At 53.6% G+C, this 20,030-nt stretch carries 18 protein-coding genes; 5 read left to right on the forward strand and 13 right to left on the reverse strand.

Annotated features, from left to right (window positions below):
* Positions 1–9 precede the first annotated feature (9 nt).
* Positions 10–669 (reverse strand): heme exporter protein CcmB, encoded by a 660-nt coding sequence (ccmB, locus tag M4I31_RS14545; protein ID WP_069323296.1) that lies wholly within the window; start codon positions 667–669, stop codon positions 10–12.
* The gene (gene ccmA, locus M4I31_RS14550; RefSeq protein ID WP_085048545.1) at positions 666–1,289 is read right to left on the reverse strand and encodes a cytochrome c biogenesis heme-transporting ATPase CcmA; all 624 of its coding nucleotides are present in this window, start codon (positions 1,287–1,289) and stop codon (positions 666–668) included. The genes ccmB and ccmA overlap by 4 nt, the downstream gene beginning before the upstream one ends.
* Before the next feature lie 374 nt (positions 1,290–1,663).
* Between ccmA and M4I31_RS14555 the strand changes: the two genes are divergently transcribed.
* The gene (locus M4I31_RS14555) at positions 1,664–1,957 is read left to right on the forward strand and encodes a YciI family protein (protein WP_085048546.1); all 294 of its coding nucleotides are present in this window, start codon (positions 1,664–1,666) and stop codon (positions 1,955–1,957) included.
* A gap of 50 nt (positions 1,958–2,007) precedes the next feature.
* Here the strand turns inward: M4I31_RS14555 and phoH are convergent, their stop codons facing one another.
* From phoH to putP, 5 genes are all read right to left on the reverse strand, one after another.
* A complete protein-coding gene (phoH, locus tag M4I31_RS14560; protein ID WP_006685183.1) occupies positions 2,008–2,796 on the reverse strand; it encodes a phosphate starvation-inducible protein PhoH in 789 nt (262 codons plus the stop codon).
* 521 nt (positions 2,797–3,317) lie between these two features.
* Positions 3,318–4,601: an iron uptake transporter deferrochelatase/peroxidase subunit gene (efeB, locus tag M4I31_RS14565; protein WP_085048547.1), complete on the reverse strand. Its 1,284-nt coding sequence runs from the start codon at positions 4,599–4,601 to the stop codon at positions 3,318–3,320.
* 5 nt (positions 4,602–4,606) lie between these two features.
* Positions 4,607–5,734, reverse strand: a complete 1,128-nt coding sequence (efeO, locus tag M4I31_RS14570) for an iron uptake system protein EfeO (RefSeq protein ID WP_085048548.1) — start codon at positions 5,732–5,734, stop codon at positions 4,607–4,609.
* Positions 5,735–5,792: 58 nt separating this feature from the next.
* A complete protein-coding gene (gene efeU, locus M4I31_RS14575) occupies positions 5,793–6,626 on the reverse strand; it encodes an iron uptake transporter permease EfeU (RefSeq protein ID WP_085048549.1) in 834 nt (277 codons plus the stop codon).
* Between the two features lie 950 nt (positions 6,627–7,576).
* Positions 7,577–9,085 (reverse strand): sodium/proline symporter PutP, encoded by a 1,509-nt coding sequence (putP, locus tag M4I31_RS14580; protein ID WP_038639556.1) that lies wholly within the window; start codon positions 9,083–9,085, stop codon positions 7,577–7,579.
* Between the two features lie 421 nt (positions 9,086–9,506).
* Between putP and putA the strand changes: the two genes are divergently transcribed.
* Positions 9,507–13,469, forward strand: a complete 3,963-nt coding sequence (gene putA / locus M4I31_RS14585; RefSeq protein ID WP_085048550.1) for a trifunctional transcriptional regulator/proline dehydrogenase/L-glutamate gamma-semialdehyde dehydrogenase — start codon at positions 9,507–9,509, stop codon at positions 13,467–13,469.
* Positions 13,470–13,527: 58 nt separating this feature from the next.
* On the forward strand, positions 13,528–13,923 hold the full coding sequence (locus tag M4I31_RS14590) for a lysozyme inhibitor LprI family protein (RefSeq protein ID WP_085048551.1): 396 nt from the start codon (positions 13,528–13,530) through the stop codon (positions 13,921–13,923).
* Here M4I31_RS14590 and rutR read toward each other — a convergent pair.
* From rutR to M4I31_RS14605, 3 genes are all read right to left on the reverse strand, one after another.
* Positions 13,920–14,558: an HTH-type transcriptional regulator RutR gene (gene rutR / locus M4I31_RS14595; RefSeq protein WP_085048552.1), complete on the reverse strand. Its 639-nt coding sequence runs from the start codon at positions 14,556–14,558 to the stop codon at positions 13,920–13,922. The two genes, M4I31_RS14590 and rutR, sit on opposite strands and share 4 nt — an antisense overlap.
* Positions 14,559–14,616: 58 nt before the next feature.
* Positions 14,617–15,531 (reverse strand): DMT family transporter, encoded by a 915-nt coding sequence (locus tag M4I31_RS14600; RefSeq protein ID WP_069323288.1) that lies wholly within the window; start codon positions 15,529–15,531, stop codon positions 14,617–14,619.
* Between the two features lie 162 nt (positions 15,532–15,693).
* Complete coding sequence (locus tag M4I31_RS14605; protein WP_003036022.1) at positions 15,694–15,867, reverse strand: general stress protein; 174 nt, start codon at positions 15,865–15,867, stop codon at positions 15,694–15,696.
* A 386-nt stretch (positions 15,868–16,253) separates the two neighbouring features.
* Between M4I31_RS14605 and wrbA the strand changes: the two genes are divergently transcribed.
* Both wrbA and M4I31_RS14615 read left to right on the forward strand, forming a co-directional pair.
* On the forward strand, positions 16,254–16,850 hold the full coding sequence (gene wrbA, locus M4I31_RS14610) for an NAD(P)H:quinone oxidoreductase (RefSeq protein ID WP_003036019.1): 597 nt from the start codon (positions 16,254–16,256) through the stop codon (positions 16,848–16,850).
* 20 nt (positions 16,851–16,870) lie between these two features.
* Complete coding sequence (locus M4I31_RS14615) at positions 16,871–17,098, forward strand: YccJ family protein (protein WP_038639537.1); 228 nt, start codon at positions 16,871–16,873, stop codon at positions 17,096–17,098.
* A gap of 38 nt (positions 17,099–17,136) precedes the next feature.
* Here the strand turns inward: M4I31_RS14615 and agp are convergent, their stop codons facing one another.
* The 3 genes from agp to M4I31_RS14630 all read right to left on the reverse strand — a co-directional run bounded on the left by agp (position 17,137) and on the right by M4I31_RS14630 (position 19,997).
* Positions 17,137–18,378, reverse strand: a complete 1,242-nt coding sequence (gene agp / locus M4I31_RS14620) for a bifunctional glucose-1-phosphatase/inositol phosphatase (RefSeq protein WP_085048553.1) — start codon at positions 18,376–18,378, stop codon at positions 17,137–17,139.
* A gap of 87 nt (positions 18,379–18,465) precedes the next feature.
* On the reverse strand, positions 18,466–19,173 hold the full coding sequence (locus M4I31_RS14625; RefSeq protein WP_085048554.1) for a helix-turn-helix transcriptional regulator: 708 nt from the start codon (positions 19,171–19,173) through the stop codon (positions 18,466–18,468).
* A gap of 68 nt (positions 19,174–19,241) precedes the next feature.
* On the reverse strand, positions 19,242–19,997 hold the full coding sequence (locus tag M4I31_RS14630; RefSeq protein WP_085048555.1) for a sulfite exporter TauE/SafE family protein: 756 nt from the start codon (positions 19,995–19,997) through the stop codon (positions 19,242–19,244).
* Between the last annotated feature and the right edge of the window lie 33 nt (positions 19,998–20,030).

Here is a 20,030-nt window from a genome sequence, read left to right on the forward strand (position 1 = left end):
TGACGGGAGTTATTGCACGCTGATTCGTAACGCTGCCGCAGTGGCGAACGGACTTAAGGTGGCGCTTCCTGCCAGGAAGGCCCCGAGAATCGCCAGATAACCGTCAACCGGCAGCAGCATCTGCGCCGCGCCCACGGCGGCGGTTGCAAAAATTAATAAAGGGATCATCAGCGGCAGCACCAGCAGGCTGAGCAATACGCCGCCGCGCCGCAATCCGACGGTCAGCCCGACGCCAATCGCGCCAATAAAACTGAGCGTGGGCGTACCCAACAATAGCGTAAGCGCCAGCACTTGCCACTCCGCAACGGAGAGGCCGAACAGCGTGGCGATAAGCGGCGAAATGATTAACAGCGGTAGCCCGGAAACCACCCAGTGCGCGGCGACTTTCGCCAGCACCACCAGCGAAAGCGGGACTGGCATTAGCATCATCTGCTGCAACGAACCGTCCAGCCAGTCATCACGAAACAGCCGATCCATTGCCAGCAGCGAGGAGAGTAGCGCTGCTACCCAGACGATGCCGGGGGCAATTTGCCGCAGCAACTGCGGCTCCGGGCCAATACTGAGTGGAAACAGCGTGACGATAATCAGGAAAAACCACAGCGGGTTGATAATTTCGGCACAGTTACGAAAGGCAAGACGCAGGTCGCGCCAGAAAATCTGCGTGATCATGCCACAGCCGCCTCATACTCATTGAGCGTAATCGTGCGCAACGGGACGCAGAGAGGCCGTAAAGGTTGATGGGTTGTCAGAATAACTGCGCCGCCATGGACGACATGCTGCTCCAGTCGTGTGGTCAGTTTTTGCACGCCAGCCACGTCCAGCGCAGTAAAAGGTTCATCTAAAATCCAGAACATTGCGCGGCTGAGCCACAGCCTGGCCAGCGCTACGCGCCGCTGCTGCCCGGCAGAAAGCTGAGCCACAGCCACATCTTCAAAACCGACCAGTCCGACCTGCTCCAGCGCTTGCCAGCGCATCTCAAACGACGCCTGCGGGTGATAAAAACGCAAATTTTCCTCCGCCGTCAGCCCCCCTTTTACGCCAACCTGATGGCCAAGCCACAACAGTTGACGATGCCAGTCGTCACGCATCCGATGCAGCGGTTTTCCCTGCCACAAAATCTGCCCTTCGCTCGGCGTTGATAATCCGGTTAGTAGCTGTAATAAAGAGGTTTTTCCTGCCCCATTAGGCCCCGATATTTGGACAACTTCGCCGGGCTGAATAGAACATGATAGGCGGCAAAAGAGCAGACGTTCATCCCGCAGGCACGCAATATTTTTTAATTCAAGCATTAGAAAGCGGATCCAGTTCGGGAGCGCAGCGTATTCAAGGATCTACAGTATAGCGAAAGTATGCGTTTCAGTTTGCCAAATATGTTAAAAAATATAAAACGCTCATGATCTGGAACATTATCGTAATATTTATCTCATCACGAATGTTTCATGATTATTAATAATAACTCGCCGATTAAGCGATAGCCGCCATTTTTTCGCCAGCCATCAACCATGCCAACCCACCCGCACCCTACAAGTGTACAATTAACAGACATAAATGCTGCATATGCATTTTTAATATTAAAACTTAGCAAGGACAGTGCTGATATTAATCTTTTCTCTCCCTGGTTGTATGCTACGTTAATACACTTTCAAAAAGCAGGGACAATAAAATGAGTGTTATTTATGTTGTTGTTTTAACCTATATAAAACCGTTGAATGACGTTGATAGCCTACTTCCTGCCCACGTGGATTGGCTGCAAAAAGGCTATGCGGAAGGTTTATTCCTAGCATCAGGCCGCAAAATTCCACGTTCCGGTGGTGTGATATTGGCAAAATGTGATGACGCTGAGAAATTAGAACACTATCTGAGTCAGGATCCCTTCCAGCAGGCTGGCGTCGCGAAAGTTGAGTTGATCCCATTTGAAGCGACCATGACGACTGCCGCCTTAAAAGATATTCTGTAATACCGCAAAAACAAAGCCCGGTTTCCCGGGCCTTGAAGACGGCGTACTCATCAGTTGTAAGCGTTGAGCGTTCGCTGACAGAGCGCCGAGCGAACGCAATCATCTTTATTGAAACGAACGATCCCAACCATTTCATCTTCTTCGAAACGGGCCAGCGCATCGCTTAGCCCTGAGCGAACGTGGGCGGGTAGATCGCACTGGGTTACATCCCCATTCACAATCACCGTCACATTTTCCCCGAGGCGAGTCAAAAACATCTTCATTTGTGCAGCAGTAACATTCTGAGCCTCGTCAAGAATGACCACGGCATTTTCAAATGTTCGTCCACGCATATAGGCGAACGGCGCGATTTCCACCTTACCAATCTCAGGTCGCAGGCAATATTGCATGAAGGAGGCTCCCAGACGTTTCACCAGCACGTCATACACCGGGCGGAAATAGGGAGCGAACTTCTCGGAAACATCTCCAGGTAAGAAGCCGAGATCTTCATCAGCTTGCAGAACCGGACGGGTTACAATAATCCTGTCCACATCTTTGTGGATCAGCGCCTCTGCTGCTTTTGCCGCGCTGATCCAGGTTTTACCACACCCGGCTTCACCGGTGGCGAAGATCAGCTGTTTACTCTCGATAGCATTCAGGTAGTGCGCCTGAGCCTCATTTCGCGCCGTGATTGGCGTGGCATCGCGACTATCACGCGCCATTCCGATCGCTTCTACGCCGCCCATCTGCACAAGCGAGGTGACCGATTCATCTTCACGTTGCTTATGGCTACGCGAGTCCCGCCTCAGCACCCGTTTTGCTTCGCGACGAGCTTTGATCACTGCTTTTTGTCTTCCCATGGATAGCACCTTGAGTTGTAGGTATACATCACACGCGCCGTTGGCGGCACGATTATGCGCACGAACATCTGAGGGTTGGCTTCCTTGTAAGCCATTGCTTGCTTTTGGATAAGACGCCACCTACGGCTACGCGCACCGTACAGGGCGTCAGTTACAAGGATAAAAAGTGAAAGGGGGAGAGATTTAGCGGTGACGAAGTGGCTACCGGAAGAGAAACGTCCGCGTAAGGTACTGCTGTTACTGTGAAAAACGTGTCCAGTACAGGACTTTTCCATTCGCGATCTCCATAGTGAACAACTATCACCGCCGGGAACTACCGCTGTTACTTATAAGTACATCATAATCTTTCGCTAATGCAACAATATTTTTACTTGCTATTAACTTGATTTTGACTTGTCGCTACAGACAGTCTCTTGCAGAAAGATGACAAAATTATTTCATTCACAGACCGATCATAAAAAATAATTCGTTCATTCATGAAGATGTCAGTAAAAGCCCCGCCGCGCTGCGGGGCATAGATATCAAGCTTCGAGCAGACTCTGTCCGAGATAATGATCTGCGGTTTTGACACCCGGTAACGCAAAGAAGTAACCGCCACCAATTGGTTTGACATACTCCTCCAGCGCTTCACCGTTCAGGCGTTTCTGCACCGTCAGAAAACCTTTTTCCAGATCGTGCTGATAGCAGACGAACAACAGTCCCATATCAAGTTGACCTGAATTGGTCACGCCGAGCGAATAACTATAACCACGACGCATCATCAGGCTGGACTCGGTCTCCTTCGTACGCGGGTTTGCCAGACGGATATGGCTGTCGAGCGCAATCACCTCACCTTCTGGATCGCTGGCATAGTCAGGCACATCGTGCTCATGCTGCATACCCAGCGGCGCACCGGTGTGTTTATCGCGACCAAAAATCGTTTGCTGTTCTTTCAGCGGCGTGCGATCCCAAAACTCCACGCGGAACTGAATGAGCCGCACGGCCTGATAGCTGCCGCCTTGCGCCCACGCAGGTTCGCCCTGCCCGTCCGTAACCCACACCACGTTTTGCATCAGCTTCGCATCTGTAGCGTCCGGGTTCGCGGTACCGTCCTTAAAGCCAAGTAAGTTGACCGGAGTCTCTTTCCCTTTACTGCGCGCGGCGTGATCGGAAATAAATCCTTCACGTTTCCAGCGAACGCTGAGCAGATCGGGCGTATGTTTGATGATATCGCGCAGCGCGTGGATGACGGTGTCCTGTGTGTTGGCGCAAATCTGCAACAGCAGATCGCCATGGCACAGCGCTGCATCCAGAGAATCATTCGGGAAGCGCGTCATTTTTTGCAGCTTTTTCGGCATCTGCGGTGTCAGACCATAGCGCTCGTCAAACAGCGAGGATCCGACCGACAACGTGATCGTCAAATTGTCTGGTGCGATGTATGCGCCAAGGATACCGGAATCCATCGGCGGTAACCGCGGATTCGGCGTATCCGGCGCAGGCCCACCGGTAGTCAGAAACGCAAATCGACGGGTTAGCAGCCGGAACAGACGTTCAAGATCGGCCTTATCGCTGGCGAGAACATCGAACGCCACCAGCATCATGGATGCCTGCTGCGGCGTCAGGATCCCCGCCTGATGTTGGCCATAAAACGGCTGCACTTCACTGCGCGCATCAGGAGACAACGTTCCCGGCGCGCTTTGCGGCTTTTGCGCATGGGCAACCGGGCATCCACCTGCCAACGCCAGCGCGCCACCCAAGGCGCTCATTCCTTTCAACAAACGTCGGCGTGACGGTTCGCTCACGCCGTTTTCATTTTCTTGCTGCATAGTGCTTAATCCAGACCCAGAACACCGCGTAATTGTGACAAGTCTTCCGCCAGCGTCGTGATCGGCCCTTTCAGCGCATTGCGATCGGCATCGGTCAGCTTATCATAGGTTTCAAAACCGTCTTTGGTACGATACTTGCTCAGGATGGTATCGACTTTTTTGAAGTTCGCATCCACCTTCGCCAGCAGTTCAGCATTGGATTTTTGTAACTGAGGACGCAGGAGATCGACAATTTTCTGCGCGCCATCAACGTTAGCCTGGAAATCCCACAGATCGGTATGGCTGTAGCGATCTTCTTCCCCACTGATTTTGCTGGCTGCGACTTCTTCGATCAGCCCTGCCGCGCCACCTACCACTTTAGACGGTGGGAAGGCCAGCTCGCTAATACGCGTTTGCAGGTCAAGGACATCGTGGTTTAACTGGTCGGCATACTTGTCCATCCCTTTGGTGGTATTGTCACCGAACAGCGCTTTTTCCAGACGGTGGAAGCCGGTAAATTTCGGATCGGCAGCTTTTTGTTCGTAATCATCTTCCCGCGCATCAATGCTGCCATCGAGATCGGAGAACAGTTCGGCAATCGGTTCAATACGCTCGTAGTGCTGACGCGTTGGCGCATACAAGGATTTTGCTTTTTCCACATCGCCGGCTTTAATCGCATCGGTGAAGGCTTTGGTACCCGCTACCAGTTGCGCGGTTTCTGCCGTCACGTAGGCTTTGTACTCGGTAATCGCGCCGCCCAGACTCAACAGAGCATCACTGTGCGCGGCATCCGCTGTAGCGCTTCCTTTTACGATCAATTTGCCTTTCGGGTTAGTCAACAAACCACAGGTCATATCATATTCGCCAGGCTGCAGGTTGGCCGTCATTTTCTGGGTAAAGCCCGGCGCAATGTTTTCGCGCTCTTCAACCACCATAACGCCTTTGAGGATCTCCCACTCCAGCGCTTTCTGGCTGTGGTTCTGGATGATGAACTGCGTTTTCCCGGCGTTAACCGTGATCGTCATCGGCTCACACTGTTTATCGTTAACCGTGACTTTCACCTGCGGAATATCGGCGGCTTGTGCAGAAAAAACGGATGCAAACAGCGTGGCAATACCCAACTGCAGCGCACTACGGCGAAAATGAAACGTCATAACCTGGTCCTTTGAATAAGTATGTTGTAACTAAAAAGTATTCCGCATCGCGTTGTTTTTAAGGTGCGGTACGCGATGCCGTAGTGCCTGAACGCGGCGGTAGCGCAAAAATAATGAATGCCGGAATCAGGTAGATAAACCAGACAGCCACTTCACTCACGCTTGGCGCCTCCTGATAGCCGAAGATTCCTTCCATCAACGTGCCAAACAGCGAGTGCGTCGAAAGTATGCTGCTTATGTCAAACGCCACATCCTGAAAATGATTCCATAACCCGGCTTCGTGGAAGGCGCGGATAGCCCCAGCAGCGAGTCCGGCGGCCACCAGCAAAATGAACAGACTGGTCCACTTGAAGAATGCCCCGAGATTGAGACGAATACCGCCGAGGTAAATCAGGTAACCCAGTACCACCGCGGTGGCCAGCCCCAGCATCGCGCCCAGCGGCGGCCAGATGCCGACATCCTGCTGAAACGCCGCCAGCAGGAAGAACACCGACTCCAGCCCCTCACGGGCGACGGCAAAAAAGACCATCATCACCAGTGCCCAGCCGTGATGGTTGCCGCGCTGCAACGCGTTATCGACAGCCTGTTCAAGCTGGAGTTTGACGTTGCGTGAAACTTTACGCATCCAGAACACCATCCAGGTGAGGATCACCACGGCAATGACCGCCACGATGCCTTCGAACAGCTCCTGCTCTTTTTGCGGAAATTCCCCGGTGGTTTCGTTGATGAAAATCCCTAACGCCAGGCATAACCCCGCCGCCAGCAGAACACCAATCCACATCACACCAATCCAACGACCACGCTGAGTCCGTTTCAGGTAGCTGGCAATCAGGCTGACAATCAGCGCGGCCTCTAACCCTTCGCGCAACATAATTAGAAATGGAACAAACATGCGAAGAACCCTTAAACGTTATTCTCAGTCAATTGATGCAAAGAAAAGTAAATTACAGTGATAGTGATTATCATTACAGGAAAGAAAAACTCAAGCAGAATGTTTTGAGAATGATGACTGAATGTAAAAGGTTAGGCAGGTAATGGTTATAGCGAGCTTGCAGCGTAGGTAATAAAAGCCCCCCACATGCGTCAATGTCATTAAGTTAACGCCTCTATATCAGAAAGCATCAACCTGTATTCGCGAAGGTAATGAACATGCTATTTCAGAGAAAGGATTCCGTTCACCTCATGTACATCGTTTCTCTGAAACACCGATTCCTGTGAACGTGTAAAGGGCGTTCTCCGCCACGCCCTTTACAATCCCGGCTCCCGGCGGGAAAATTGCCGCTCCGCGGTCCCCTCCGTTTATTCCTCCAGGCGACCGGGCCGGGCGCGAGGTAGCGTCCCTGCAAAGCGCGCCCTGAGCCAGCATCCATGCTGGCTCTCCCGGCCTTACGGAAACACGTCGGCAATTTTCAGCCGGACCAGCCACACCTGACCCCCTGTGTTTTTATTTGAATATGTTGAACAGCAAAAAAGATTTTACTGAAAGTCAGAGCGTTGAAGCGATGACCCCGGTCCGGCTGAAAATCGATGAGGCGTTGACGGCTGACCGGGTCTGTCCGCAGGGATGCGGACAGAGGGGACGACCTGCAGGGACGCAGGCTCGGCCCCGACCCGACAGGCAGACGGCATAAGACGAATAGCTCGCGCAGCGACGATTTTCCCGCCGGGAGCCTGGGATGCAAGGGAGGCGGCGGTGAGCCTCCCTTGCACGTTCACAGGTATAGCGATATCAGAGAAGCAATGCACATAAGGTGAACGGAAACTAATTCAGGGTAAAACGTTCTCCTTACCTGCTTAACCGAACGGTATTGCGCACGCGGCGGGCCTGAGGACAAAGGTAGATTATTCTGCCTGTAAACGAGACGGCGGCGCGGAGTGATAATGCGCGTCAGCCTCGGCAAAACGTTGCTGCATTGCGGTTGATGGCGCTTTACCCAACAGACTAAAGACGACAATACCGATGCTGCCGAAAATAAAGCCAGGGATGATTTCATACAGACCCAGCCAGGCAAACTGCTTCCAGACGATTACCGTCACCGCGCCGATGATCATCCCTGCCAGCGCGCCGTTGCGGGTCATGCGCGACCACATTACCGAGAACAGAACCACCGGACCAAACGCCGCGCCAAAGCCTGCCCAGGCGTAGCTTACCAGACCCAGTACACGGTTCTCCGGGTTGGCCGCCAGTGCGATGGACACCAGGGCCACAACCAGCACCATGATACGACCAATCCACACCAGCTCTTTCTGGCTGGCATTTTTACGCAGGAACGCTTTGTACAAATCTTCGGTGATTGCGCTGGAACACACCAGCAGTTGGCAACTTAAGGTCGACATCACCGCCGCGAGGATTGCAGACAGCAGAATACCGGCAATCCACGGGTTGAACAGGATTTGCGCCAGTTCAATAAACACACGCTCAGCGTTCTGGTTAACGGCACCTGCCAGCGACGGGTTGTTATTAAAGTAAGCGATACCGAAGAAACCAACGGCAACTGCGCCGCCCAGACACAGGATCATCCAGGTCATGCTAATACGACGTGCATGCACAATACTATGGTGAGAATCTGCCGCCATAAAGCGCGCCAGAATATGCGGCTGGCCAAAGTAGCCCAGGCCCCAACCCATCAGAGAAATGATGGCAACAAAATTCAGCCCTTTGAACATGTCTACGTTCTCAATGCTCTTTTGTTTAATCACTTCCAGCGAATCATCGAATCCACCCACGCCGATAATGACCATGACCGGCGTCAGGATCAGAGCAAAGATCATCAGGCTGGCCTGAACGGTATCAGTCCAGCTTACCGCCAGAAAACCACCGATAAAGGTATAAATGATCGTCGCAGCCGCCCCCGCCCACAGTGCTGTTTCGTAGCTCATGCCAAAGGTGCTTTCAAACAGACGCGCCCCTGCCACAATCCCTGAAGCACAATAGATGGTGAAAAACAGCAGAATAACCAGCGCGGAGATAATCCGCAGAATGCGGCTTTTATCTTCAAAGCGACCGGTAAAGTAATCCGGTAACGTCAGCGCATTGTTATTGTATTCGGTGTGTACGCGTAAACGTCCGGCCACCAGCTTCCAGTTGATCCATGCGCCCAAAATAAGGCCGATGGCGATCCAGCTTTCTGAAATCCCCGACAGGAAAATCGCGCCTGGCAGCCCCATCAGCAACCAGCCACTCATATCGGATGCGCCAGCGGATAACGCGGTCACGAATGGACCCAGACTGCGTCCACCCAGAATGTAATCGTCAAAGTTTTTAGTTGAACGCCATGCAATAAACCCTATCAATATCATGCCGAAAATATAGACACAGAATGTCACTAACATCGGTGTGCTAATAGCCATCAAAACTCTCCAAAATTATGTATCAGCAATGCCGTGGCTTGCCGTTTTATTACCCTGCCGGAACGTGGCAAAGATATCTATGTTTACCAGGCGACCGTATCCTGCCGGAAGCGATGGTCATTCACAATCGATTTAACACACCATTTACATCAAAATTGATCCAGAGTAGATAGCATTTTTCTGTAGGTTGCACTCTCTCACACTTTTCTTGGTTGCACCTTTGAAAAGTGTTAACTACCGCAGAGAAAAAGATTCCGTAATTTTTATTCGCCCTGTCACGAACACCAACTTTATTAACATTTCATTCATTTTCAAGCTTGCAAACCACGTCACATTTAACACAGTTGCACAAAGTTGCAACATAGTGGATATTTCTCGGTAACTATCAGACCCGTATTTCAGTACAACAGGAGTAAACGGCATGGGAACCACCACGATGGGGGTTAAGCTGGATGACGCCACTCGCGAGCGTATTAAAACAGCCGCATCACGAATCGATCGCACACCGCATTGGCTGATTAAACAAGCCATCTTTAATTATCTTGAAAGACTGGAAAATGACGATGCGCTTCCTGAACTGCCGGCACTGCTGGCAGGCGCGGCGAATGAGGGCGAGGAGTCAACCACGCCGCAGAATGAAACGCATCAGCCTTTCCTGGAATTTGCCGAACAAATTCTGCCGCAGTCCGTTTCCCGCGCGGCAATCACCGCCGCGTACCGCCGCGCCGAAACCGACGCCGTGCCAATGCTGATGGAGCAGGCACGTCTGCCGCAACCCATCGCCGAGCAGGCGCATAAGCTGGCGTACGATCTGGCCGACAAACTGCGTAACCAGAAGACCGCCAGCGGTCGCGCCGGAATGGTACAAGGTTTATTGCAGGAGTTCTCCCTTTCTTCGCAGGAAGGCGTGGCGCTGATGTGTCTGGCCGAAGCCCTGCTGCGTATTCCCGATAAGGCAACCCGCGATGCGTTGATCCGCGACAAAATCAGCAACGGTAACTGGCAGTCGCACATTGGGCGTAGCCCGTCTCTGTTCGTTAACGCGGCGACCTGGGGACTGTTGTTTACCGGTCGTCTGGTTTCTACGCATAACGAAGCCAGCCTCTCCCGCTCGCTCAACCGTATTATCGGCAAGAGCGGCGAACCTTTAGTGCGTAAAGGCGTCGACATGGCGATGCGCCTGATGGGCGAACAGTTCGTCACCGGGGAAACCATCGCCGAAGCGCTGGCTAACGCACGTAAACTGGAAGAAAAAGGTTTCCGCTACTCCTACGACATGCTGGGCGAAGCGGCGCTAACCGCCGCTGATGCTCAGGCTTATCTGGTTTCTTACCAGCAGGCGATCCACGCCATTGGTAAAGCGTCTAATGGACGCGGCATTTATGAAGGGCCCGGTATCTCTATTAAGCTGTCGGCGCTGCACCCGCGCTATAGCCGCGCGCAATATGACCGCGTGATGGATGAACTCTATCCGCGCCTGAAATCGTTGACACTGCTGGCTCGCCAGTACGACATCGGTATTAATATCGACGCCGAAGAGGCTGACCGACTGGAGATCTCCCTCGATCTGTTGGAAAAACTGTGCTTCGAACCCGAACTGGCGGGCTGGAACGGTATCGGCTTTGTTATCCAGGCCTACCAGAAGCGCTGCCCATTTGTTATCGACTATCTGATCGATCTCGCCACCCGCAGTCGCCGCCGCCTGATGATCCGTCTGGTTAAGGGCGCATACTGGGATAGCGAAATCAAACGTGCGCAAATGGACGGTCTGGAAGGCTATCCGGTTTATACCCGTAAGGTGTATACCGACGTTTCCTATCTGGCCTGTGCGAAAAAACTGCTGGCCGTACCGAATCTGATCTACCCGCAGTTCGCCACCCATAACGCCCACACGCTGGCAGCGATTTATCAGTTAGCGGGGCAAAACTATTATCCTGGTCAGTATGAGTTCCAGTGCCTGCACGGTATGGGCGAACCCCTGTACGAGCAGGTTACGGGCAAAGTCGCGGATGGCAAACTGAACCGTCCATGCCGTATTTATGCACCGGTAGGTACACACGAAACCCTGCTGGCGTACCTGGTGCGTCGTCTGCTGGAAAACGGCGCCAACACCTCGTTCGTCAACCGCATTGCTGACACCACTTTGCCGCTGGACGAACTGGTTGCTGATCCGGTCGAAGCTGTGGAAAAACTGGCGCAACAGGAAGGCCAGACAGGTTTACCGCATCCGAAGATTCCCCTGCCGCGCGACCTGTACGGTAAAGGCCGGGAAAACTCAGGCGGACTGGATTTGGCTAACGAACATCGTCTGGCCTCGCTGTCCTCTGCCCTGCTCAATAGCGCGCTGCAAAAATGGCATGCCAAACCGATTCTCGAGCAGCCGGTTGCTGACGGTGAAATGACGCCGGTCGTTAACCCGGCCGAGCCAAAAGACATTGTCGGCTACGTGCGTGAAGCGACTCACAGCGAAGTGGAACAGGCATTACAAAACGCCGTTAATAATGCGCCAATCTGGTTTGCGACGCCGCCACAAGAGCGCGCCGCTATTTTGCATCGCGCTGCCGTTCTGATGGAAGGCCAGATGCAGCAATTAATTGGCATTCTGGTACGCGAAGCGGGTAAAACCTTCAGCAACGCGATTGCAGAAGTGCGCGAAGCGGTAGACTTCTTGCACTATTATGCAGGCCAGGTACGCGATGACTTCGATAATGAAACCCATCGTCCGTTAGGCCCGGTAGTTTGTATCAGCCCGTGGAACTTCCCGCTGGCCATTTTCAGCGGACAGATTGCCGCCGCGCTGGCCGCAGGCAACAGCGTACTGGCAAAACCAGCGGAACAAACCCCGCTGATTGCCGCCCAGGGTATCGCTATTTTACTCGAAGCGGGCGTACCGCCAGGCGTGGTACAACTGTTGCCAGGCCAGGGCGAAACCGTCGGGGCGCAGCTCACTTCCGATGAGCGCGTACGCGGCGTGATGTTTACCGGCTCGACGGAAGTCGCCACGCTGTTGCAACGCAATATCGCGACCCGCCTTGATGCTCAGGGCCGTCCAATCCCACTTATCGCCGAAACCGGTGGCATGAACGCGATGATCGTCGACTCCTCAGCGTTAACGGAACAGGTGGTGGTCGACGTGTTGGCTTCTGCTTTTGACAGTGCCGGACAGCGCTGCTCCGCGCTGCGCGTGCTGTGTCTGCAGGATGATATTGCCGACCACACGCTGAAAATGCTGCGCGGGGCGATGGCGGAATGCCGCATGGGTAATCCGGGTCGCCTGACTACCGATATTGGGCCGGTTATCGATGAAGAAGCCAAAGCCAATATTGAGCGCCATATTCAGGCCATGCGCGCCAAAGGACGTCCGGTATTCCAGGCCGTGCGTGAGAACAGTGACGATGCGCGGGAATGGCAAACCGGTACCTTTATCGCTCCGACGCTTATCGAGCTGGAAAGCTTCGATGAATTACAAAAAGAGGTGTTCGGTCCGGTACTGCATGTCGTGCGTTACACCCGTAACAATCTGGGCAGCCTGATTGAACAAATTAATGCCTCCGGCTACGGCCTGACGCTGGGCGTCCACACCCGTATCGATGAAACCATCGCTCAGGTCACAGGATCTGCACATGTTGGGAACCTGTACGTTAACCGTAATATGGTTGGCGCCGTCGTCGGGGTGCAACCATTCGGTGGCGAAGGCTTGTCAGGAACCGGACCAAAAGCAGGTGGACCGCTGTACCTGTACCGCCTGCTGGCTAACCGCCCGGAGAATGCGCTGGGCATTACGCTTGCCCGTCAGGATGCAGACTATCCTGTCGATGCGCAGCTCAAAGCGGCTCTCGTGCAACCGCTGGAAGCACTCACCGAATGGGCCGCCGATCGTCCGTCGCTGCGTGCGCTTTGCCAGCAGTTTGGTGAACTGGCGCAGGCCGGAACGCAACGTCTGCTGCCAGGACCAACCGGCGAGCGCAATACCTGGACGCTGTTACCGCGCGAGCGCGTACTGTGTATCGCTGATGACGAGCAGGATGCGCTGGTGCAGGTTGCCGCTGTGACTTCGGTGGGAAGCTTGATCCTGTGGCCGGATGATGCGTTCCATCGTGAACTGGCAAAACGTCTGCCAGTTGCAGTCTCCGGGCGGATTCAGTTTGCCAAAGCGGACAACATCGCCACACAGCCGTTTGATGCCGTAATTTTCCATGGCGATTCCGATCAGCTTCGCGCGCTGTGTGAAGCGGTGGCGGCTCGTGAAGGAGCGATTGTGTCGGTTCAGGGCTTTGCCCGCGGCGAAAGCAATATCCTGCTTGAGAGGCTGTATATTGAACGCTCCCTGAGCGTCAATACCGCCGCCGCCGGAGGCAACGCCAGCCTGATGACAATCGGCTAAGGTTGTGGTTAATTAAGGCTCCGGTAACGGGGCCTTTTTTATAAAGTCAGAGGGAAACATGAAACGAATTTTACTGACATGTGCAGCGCTGCTGCTGAGCGGCCAGGCGCTGGCAGATGACTGCGCCAACGCGAATAATCAAGCTGAAATGAACACCTGTGCGGCAGAGCAGTTTAAAGCGGCCGACGCCAAACTTAATGAAACGTATCAGAATGCGCTGAAGCGCGCCGCCCCGACCCAGCGCGATTTACTGAAAAAAGCGCAAACTTCGTGGATAACCCTGCGCGATGCAGACTGTGCGTTAATCAGTTCCGGTACCGAAGGCGGAAGCGCCCAGGCGATGATTTCCAGCCAGTGTTTAACGGATAAGACCAACGAGCGCGAAGCGTTTCTCGCCTCGCTTTTACAGTGTGAAGAAGGCGATTTAAGCTGTCCGCTACCGCCTGCCAGCTAACGCACGCGGATCCCTTCGATAATCATCCGCTGTACGCTCTCAACGGTCTGGTTAAAAAAGGCTTCATCACGCAGCGTTGCGCCCGTTACCGCCTCTACCTGTGGGGCAAAGTCTGCATAATGCTGTGTTGAAGCCCAAATCATAAAAATCAGATGGTGCGGATCGACAGGAGCCAGTTTCCCACTGCTGACCCATCCGGCAATCAACGCCGATTTCTCATCAATCAGCGCTTTAAGATCGCCCGTTAATTCAGCCATCAACAATGGCGCGCCCGCCAGCATCTCCATGCAGAATAACCGGGACGCCTGCGGGTAATCGCGCGACACTTCCAGCTTCAGGCGAATATATTCCTTAATGGCCACCAGCGGCGCAAAGTCTTCGCGAAACGCCTTTAGCGGTGCCAGCCAGATGTCGAGGATTTGCCGTAAAACGGCAATATAGAGCACCTCTTTTGACGGGTAGTAATAGAGCAGATTCGTTTTTGACACCCCCGCCTGCTCTGCTACCTGTTCCAGACGCGTACCATGGATCCCATATTGGGAGAAGATATTTAATGCCGCGGTTAAAATAGCCTGACGTTTTGCACTGACGGCCTGCGAGCGTTTACCGTTTTTTTTCTCTGCGCGTTGGACCATGCGCCCTCTCCTTCTTGTGAGGGCGTCAGCATACCAAATCACACGGTGAATGGTTAAATTAAAGCGATTCAGGAGGCGCCGCCTGCGGCTGCGCTTTTTTCTTCTTGAACTTCAGTTCGCTGACCAGCACGCCAACAATAATGAATGCTGCGCCTAACAAAGCCAGTAGCGGTAGGCGTTCACCCGCCAGACGACCAAAGATCCCCGCCCACACCGGCTCTCCGGTGTAGATGACCGTCGCCCGCGTCGGCGAAACGCTGCGCTGCGCCCAGTTCATGGTGACCTGAATAATCGCGCTAAAAATTCCTAATCCCAGCGCGACCACCAGCAATCCTGTCGACATCGGCGGTACAGACTCTCCTGCCGGGGCCATGGCAATAAACGCCGCCACAGAAGCGGTTGCCAGTTGCACCACCGTTACCCGACGCACATCTACTTTTCCCGCCCACGCGCTAATCAGAATAATTTCTGCCGCAATCGCCACCGCGCCCGCGAGCGTGATCCACTCACCTTCACCCAGCGCCAGTAAATTTCCCCCCGGTCCGGCAAGAAAAATCAACCCGATAAAGGCCAGTACAATCCCGACACACGGCATCAGGCCAGGCATACGCCCCAGGCACAGCCATTGCAACAGCGGCACCAGCGGTACGTACATCGCGGTAATAAACGCCGATTTACTGCTGGGAATAAACTGCAAGCCCCAGGTTTGCAGGCTATAGCCCAGCGCTATCGCAATGCCGATCGCCACGCCAGCTTTAAACTCCAGCCAGGTCAGCTTATGCAGCGTTCGCCACGACAGAAGCGCAACGGCCAGCGCGGCAGTAGCAAAACGCACACCGACAAAGAAAAAGGGCCCGCTCAAAGTAACGGCATATTGCACCGCCAAAAACGTTCCACCCCAGAACATGGTGATCACAATGAGGATCGCCTCCTGAGGTTTAACCGAAAAGGAATAACGAGAAAGTAAAGACATGAGACACCCGATTAACAGAATGTCATTAGTCTGCGTTGCGTTTTGTTACAGTTCAACCTTGCTGACAAAAAAAACCGCCGGATGCTCCCGGCGGCGGTGGCTTCGTGACGGCTAAGATGAAACACGAGACCGTCACGACATAACTAACAGGCAATGCAATAATTACGATTTATTGTTGCCGTGGCTATTTTTGCCCCCTTTCTTGCCTGCTTCTGAAGCGCGTTGCGGGTCATTCTTGAAGTTGCCCCCGCTATGCTGGCCACCTTTTCGACCTGCTTCTGATGCTCTTTCGCGGTCTTCCGCAAAGTTACCGGAACCGCCTCGATGGTTTGCCATTACTGACCTCCGTCATTGATTAGACATCATATTGCATAGGTACTGAGGAGTGATACCTCAACGCAGCGTCTGGGCGAGGCCCTTGTTTTCACTGCGTGGAATTAAGCTTAGCGAAGACCGGCCTGTTGACCAGCAAACTGTAATATCCTGCAACAGGATCCGCTGCATGATCAAAATAATAACAAGAAGAAATCAATAAGCCTTTCTTATGACTACCAAATTTCGCACGGTTAAATATGTATCATTTTGCAACAAAAGAGGATGTTATAAAAATTGTTATAAATCAAAGAAGTGTTTGTGAAATTTGCACTCCTGACAGTACGTCATATCTTTATAGGTAGGTAGCGAATCGCTACGGACACGGTTAACTCGAGGAGTAGTGTAAAATGGCAAAAGTTCTGGTGCTTTATTATTCCATGTACGGACACATTGAAACTATGGCCCATGCAGTTGCAGAAGGCGCGAATAAGGTAGACGGCGCGGAAGTCATCATTAAGCGTGTACCGGAAACCATGCAGCCTGAGATTTTCCTCAAGGCGGGCGGTAAAACACAAAATGCACCAGTCGCCACCCCGCAAGAACTGGCTGATTACGACGCCATCATTTTTGGTACCCCCACACGCTTTGGCAATATGTCCGGCCAGATGCGTACTTTCCTTGACCAGACTGGCGGGCTGTGGGCTTCCGGCGCGCTGTACGGCAAACTCGCCAGCGTATTCAGCTCAACGGGGACCGGCGGCGGTCAGGAACAAACCATTACCTCAACCTGGACGACGCTTGCCCATCATGGGATGGTGATTGTGCCGATCGGCTACGCAGCGCAAGAGCTGTTTGATGTCTCACAGGTTCGCGGCGGTACGCCTTACGGCGCAACCACTATCGCCGGAGGCGACGGCTCCCGTCAGCCAAGTCAGGAAGAGTTGTCTATCGCCCGCTATCAGGGTGAATATGTCGCAGGTCTGGCAGTAAAACTCAACGGCTAATCTTCAACAGGAGGATTCGAATGCCAACTCAAGAAGCGAAAGCCCATCACGTCGGTGAATGGGCAAGTCTGCGCAATACATCGCCGGAAATAGCCGAAGCCATTTTTGAAGTCGCGCATTATGACGAGAAACTGGCGGAAAAAATTTGGGAAGAAGGTAGCGATGAGGTGCTCATCAAAGCCTTTGAGAAAACAGACAAAGATTCGCTCTTTTGGGGTGAACAGACTATCGAACGCAAAAACGTCTAGCGCTCTGACTCCCCCGCTCGCACGGGGGAGTTTTTCTTTTACTTCGCCGCCTCATTCAACACACTATCGAACTTATCGATTGGGCAAAAGCCGTTCGCATCTACCGGACACCCTTTCAGCTCCAGCGTCACGCGCTGCGCCGGGGATTTCAGCGTCAGAACATCCGCATTACGCAACTGCTGCGAGCTTTGATAGACATATTCGATTTTCATCAGATCACGATTCGCCTTGCTGTCATGCCAGCGCTGGAAGACAATCTTCCCGCCGATCGGCGTACGCTCGTTCTGATCGTGAAGCTGGTACGGTTTGAAATCCAGCGCGGTGAGCAGCGAAGCAATGTTTGAGTCATGCCCCACCAGCACGGTTATTTTCGGTGCTTTCATGCGTTCGGTGACCAGCGCATTATCAATATATTTCACCAGCGGTTTGGCGACGTTCTGCGCCACTTCCGGCGAGGTGAACAGGCTGTCCTGATAGCCATTTTTCAGCTTCGACAGCACCTTCCACTGTTGATCGGACTTAATTTCCCCCCAGGCGACCTGGTCCATCGGGAATCCTTCGTAATATTGCAGCGTGAAAGCATCGACCAGCGAGTTCCCCACCTTTAATGGTCCTGACACCCCCGGCTCCTGCTGGTATTTGGCGCTGAACGTATCTTTGGCGTCGGTCAGGGAACAATGCTGTTTTTCTTTGCAGGATGGCGAGTCTTTGTAGTCTGTCATTTGCTCAAGCAATTGATAGCTGTCGCTGAGCTGCATTTTGCTGCGCTCTTTTTCCATCGCCTGGACAGCCTGCTGGCTGAAGGCGGCAGAATCATCGGTGATCACCGGGTTAAAGGTGGGATCCATAGTGCCCATTTTTTCCTGATGATGAACTGGAACATCGCACCCCGGGAATGCGCCGATGACAAAGAACTGCGCCGTAGCAACCGTACGCTGTAGGCTATTCGCATAGGTATAGACCGTGTCCGGAGCCGGACATTCGCCCGTTTTTACCATCCCTTGCTCTGCCAGCCACTCACGCATGTAGTGACCCATATAGACTTCCAGCACGCCGCCTTTGGTGGTGAGTTGCCCGCCAGGAACATCCCATTCCGGCCATTGTTTAGGCGTGGACTGCTCAAGAACGCTGCCGTTATTGGCTAAAGGTGCACGTAAGTTATGCCGACTCATCATCAATACTTGCTGAAGCTGGTAGCCTTCCGGCGCGGTCTGCGCGTACGCGGCGCCTGACACTAATACAGCCCCTGCCACGGCTGCGGCGATTAACGATTTATTCATCCCTACGACCTCTTGTTGTTATCAATCACAACAGAGTGTGACAGAAACAGGACATTTTTCCGGGAACGCTTTCGCAAAACAGGGCATCTACCGTGTTGTTTTAATACCGAACTCGCTATTGAGTTTGCGGATCCCTGGTGGGGTAAAGGTGACATGGCGACTACCGGTCTGCGTTTTAATCCACTTTTGTTCGGTAAACCAACGTAGCAGCGTTGCGCCAAGCACGCCGCCAGGATGGTAACGTCGCTCACTCCAGTCCAGACAACCGCAGGCTAATTTCCGCCGTGACGAGCCGGTAAAGAGGACGATCCCCATTTCCGTCAGTTTTTCCTGCCCGAGTTCAGTTAGCGTTTCACCATCCGGCGTTAACCACTGACGGGAAACGAACGTATCAAACAGTCTCACCGCCACTTCTCCGGCAAGATGGTCGTAGCAGGTGCGGGCATGCCGCAAACTTAGGGGCGTGGTGATTTTTCGAGGGGGAGATGTCGCCCACGCCACCCCCATCAGTCGTTCCAGCAGTTCAGCAATCTCCGCGCTTGCGAGGCGAAAATAACGATGCCTTCCCTGAGCGAGCGCCACCACAAAATGTTGTTCGCACAAACGCGCCAGATGCGCGCTGGCGGTCGAAGCGGATACATCCGCTACGGCGCTAAGTTCGGTCGCGGTCCAGGCGCGGCCATCCATCAGCGCACACAGCATACGCGAGCGCGATTTATCGGCCATGACTGCCGCAGTGAGCGCCATGCGCGACTCCAGCTCGCCCTCTTCTTCCTTTAACATCACGGATACCATAGTGACCTCGTTGGCGCTAAATATCTGAATTAACGATGCCATGAAAACGCGCTAAAGTCACCGAAGGGTCACGCCGCACGCACCATCATCTCCACACCCAGTCCAAGCAAACACAACAGAAAACAGCGTTTAAACAACAGCGGAGATATAACCCGTCGCACACGAGTCCCCATCCACTGACCAATCAGCGCAGGCACAATGGCCAACGCCGATAAGCTCAGCGACTGTGCGGGCAGCGCATTATGCCACCACAGTCCGAGCGCCAGCGCCAGCGTTGAAAATGTGAAAGAGATCCCCAGCGCCTGCACCAGTTCATCTTTCTCAAAACCCAGGGATTGGATCCAGGGCACCGCAGGCATCACAAATACGCCGGTTCCGCCGGTCAGCAAGCCGGTAACGAATCCAACAACAAGGGAGTATGGTTTTTCACGGTGCGCGGCCACCGCGATCGTCTTACCCGCCAACGTCCAGATGGCGTAAGCCACCAGCGCTACGCCGAGCGCAAACTGGGTACGGGCCGTGTCGCCGCCGGTAATCCAGGCGCTGGCAAGCAGGGTCGCCACCACTACCGTCAACAGCATTGGCCACAGCCGTTTGAGCAATCTGCGTGTATTACCGCCGCCGCCAAACTGAAACAAATTACTAATAAGCGAGGGTAAGAGCAGCATTGCCGCCGCGGCAACCGGCGAAATAAGCGATCCGAGGATCCCCATCGCCACGGTGGGTAACCCCATACCGGTGACCCCTTTCACCATGCCGGCGAGGACAAATGTGGCGGCAATCATCATTACCAGAGAAGGTCCAAACGCTACAGAACTCGTCATGTTGCACTTTCCTGCAAAGAGAAGGTGACTCAT

The sequence above is a fragment of the Citrobacter sp. XT1-2-2 genome, assembly GCF_023516235.1.
GTDB lineage: Bacteria > Pseudomonadota > Gammaproteobacteria > Enterobacterales > Enterobacteriaceae > Citrobacter > Citrobacter werkmanii.

Bases quoted from the DNA above. Each gene is read 5' to 3' on its own strand.
- ccmB (WP_069323296.1), bottom strand. From the start codon at position 669: ATGATCACGCAGATTTTCTGGCGCGACCTGCGTCTTGCCTTTCGTAAC.
- ccmA (WP_085048545.1), bottom strand. From the start codon at position 1,289: ATGCTTGAATTAAAAAATATTGCGTGCCTGCGGGATGAACGTCTGCTC.
- M4I31_RS14555 (WP_085048546.1), top strand. From the start codon at position 1,664: ATGAGTGTTATTTATGTTGTTGTTTTAACCTATATAAAACCGTTGAAT.
- phoH (WP_006685183.1), bottom strand. From the start codon at position 2,796: ATGGGAAGACAAAAAGCAGTGATCAAAGCTCGTCGCGAAGCAAAACGG.
- efeB (WP_085048547.1), bottom strand. From the start codon at position 4,601: ATGCAGCAAGAAAATGAAAACGGCGTGAGCGAACCGTCACGCCGACGT.
- efeO (WP_085048548.1), bottom strand. From the start codon at position 5,734: ATGACGTTTCATTTTCGCCGTAGTGCGCTGCAGTTGGGTATTGCCACG.
- efeU (WP_085048549.1), bottom strand. From the start codon at position 6,626: ATGTTTGTTCCATTTCTAATTATGTTGCGCGAAGGGTTAGAGGCCGCG.
- putP (WP_038639556.1), bottom strand. From the start codon at position 9,085: ATGGCTATTAGCACACCGATGTTAGTGACATTCTGTGTCTATATTTTC.
- putA (WP_085048550.1), top strand. From the start codon at position 9,507: ATGGGAACCACCACGATGGGGGTTAAGCTGGATGACGCCACTCGCGAG.
- M4I31_RS14590 (WP_085048551.1), top strand. From the start codon at position 13,528: ATGAAACGAATTTTACTGACATGTGCAGCGCTGCTGCTGAGCGGCCAG.
- rutR (WP_085048552.1), bottom strand. From the start codon at position 14,558: ATGGTCCAACGCGCAGAGAAAAAAAACGGTAAACGCTCGCAGGCCGTC.
- M4I31_RS14600 (WP_069323288.1), bottom strand. From the start codon at position 15,531: ATGTCTTTACTTTCTCGTTATTCCTTTTCGGTTAAACCTCAGGAGGCG.
- M4I31_RS14605 (WP_003036022.1), bottom strand. From the start codon at position 15,867: ATGGCAAACCATCGAGGCGGTTCCGGTAACTTTGCGGAAGACCGCGAA.
- wrbA (WP_003036019.1), top strand. From the start codon at position 16,254: ATGGCAAAAGTTCTGGTGCTTTATTATTCCATGTACGGACACATTGAA.
- M4I31_RS14615 (WP_038639537.1), top strand. From the start codon at position 16,871: ATGCCAACTCAAGAAGCGAAAGCCCATCACGTCGGTGAATGGGCAAGT.
- agp (WP_085048553.1), bottom strand. From the start codon at position 18,378: ATGAATAAATCGTTAATCGCCGCAGCCGTGGCAGGGGCTGTATTAGTG.
- M4I31_RS14625 (WP_085048554.1), bottom strand. From the start codon at position 19,173: ATGGTATCCGTGATGTTAAAGGAAGAAGAGGGCGAGCTGGAGTCGCGC.
- M4I31_RS14630 (WP_085048555.1), bottom strand. From the start codon at position 19,997: ATGACGAGTTCTGTAGCGTTTGGACCTTCTCTGGTAATGATGATTGCC.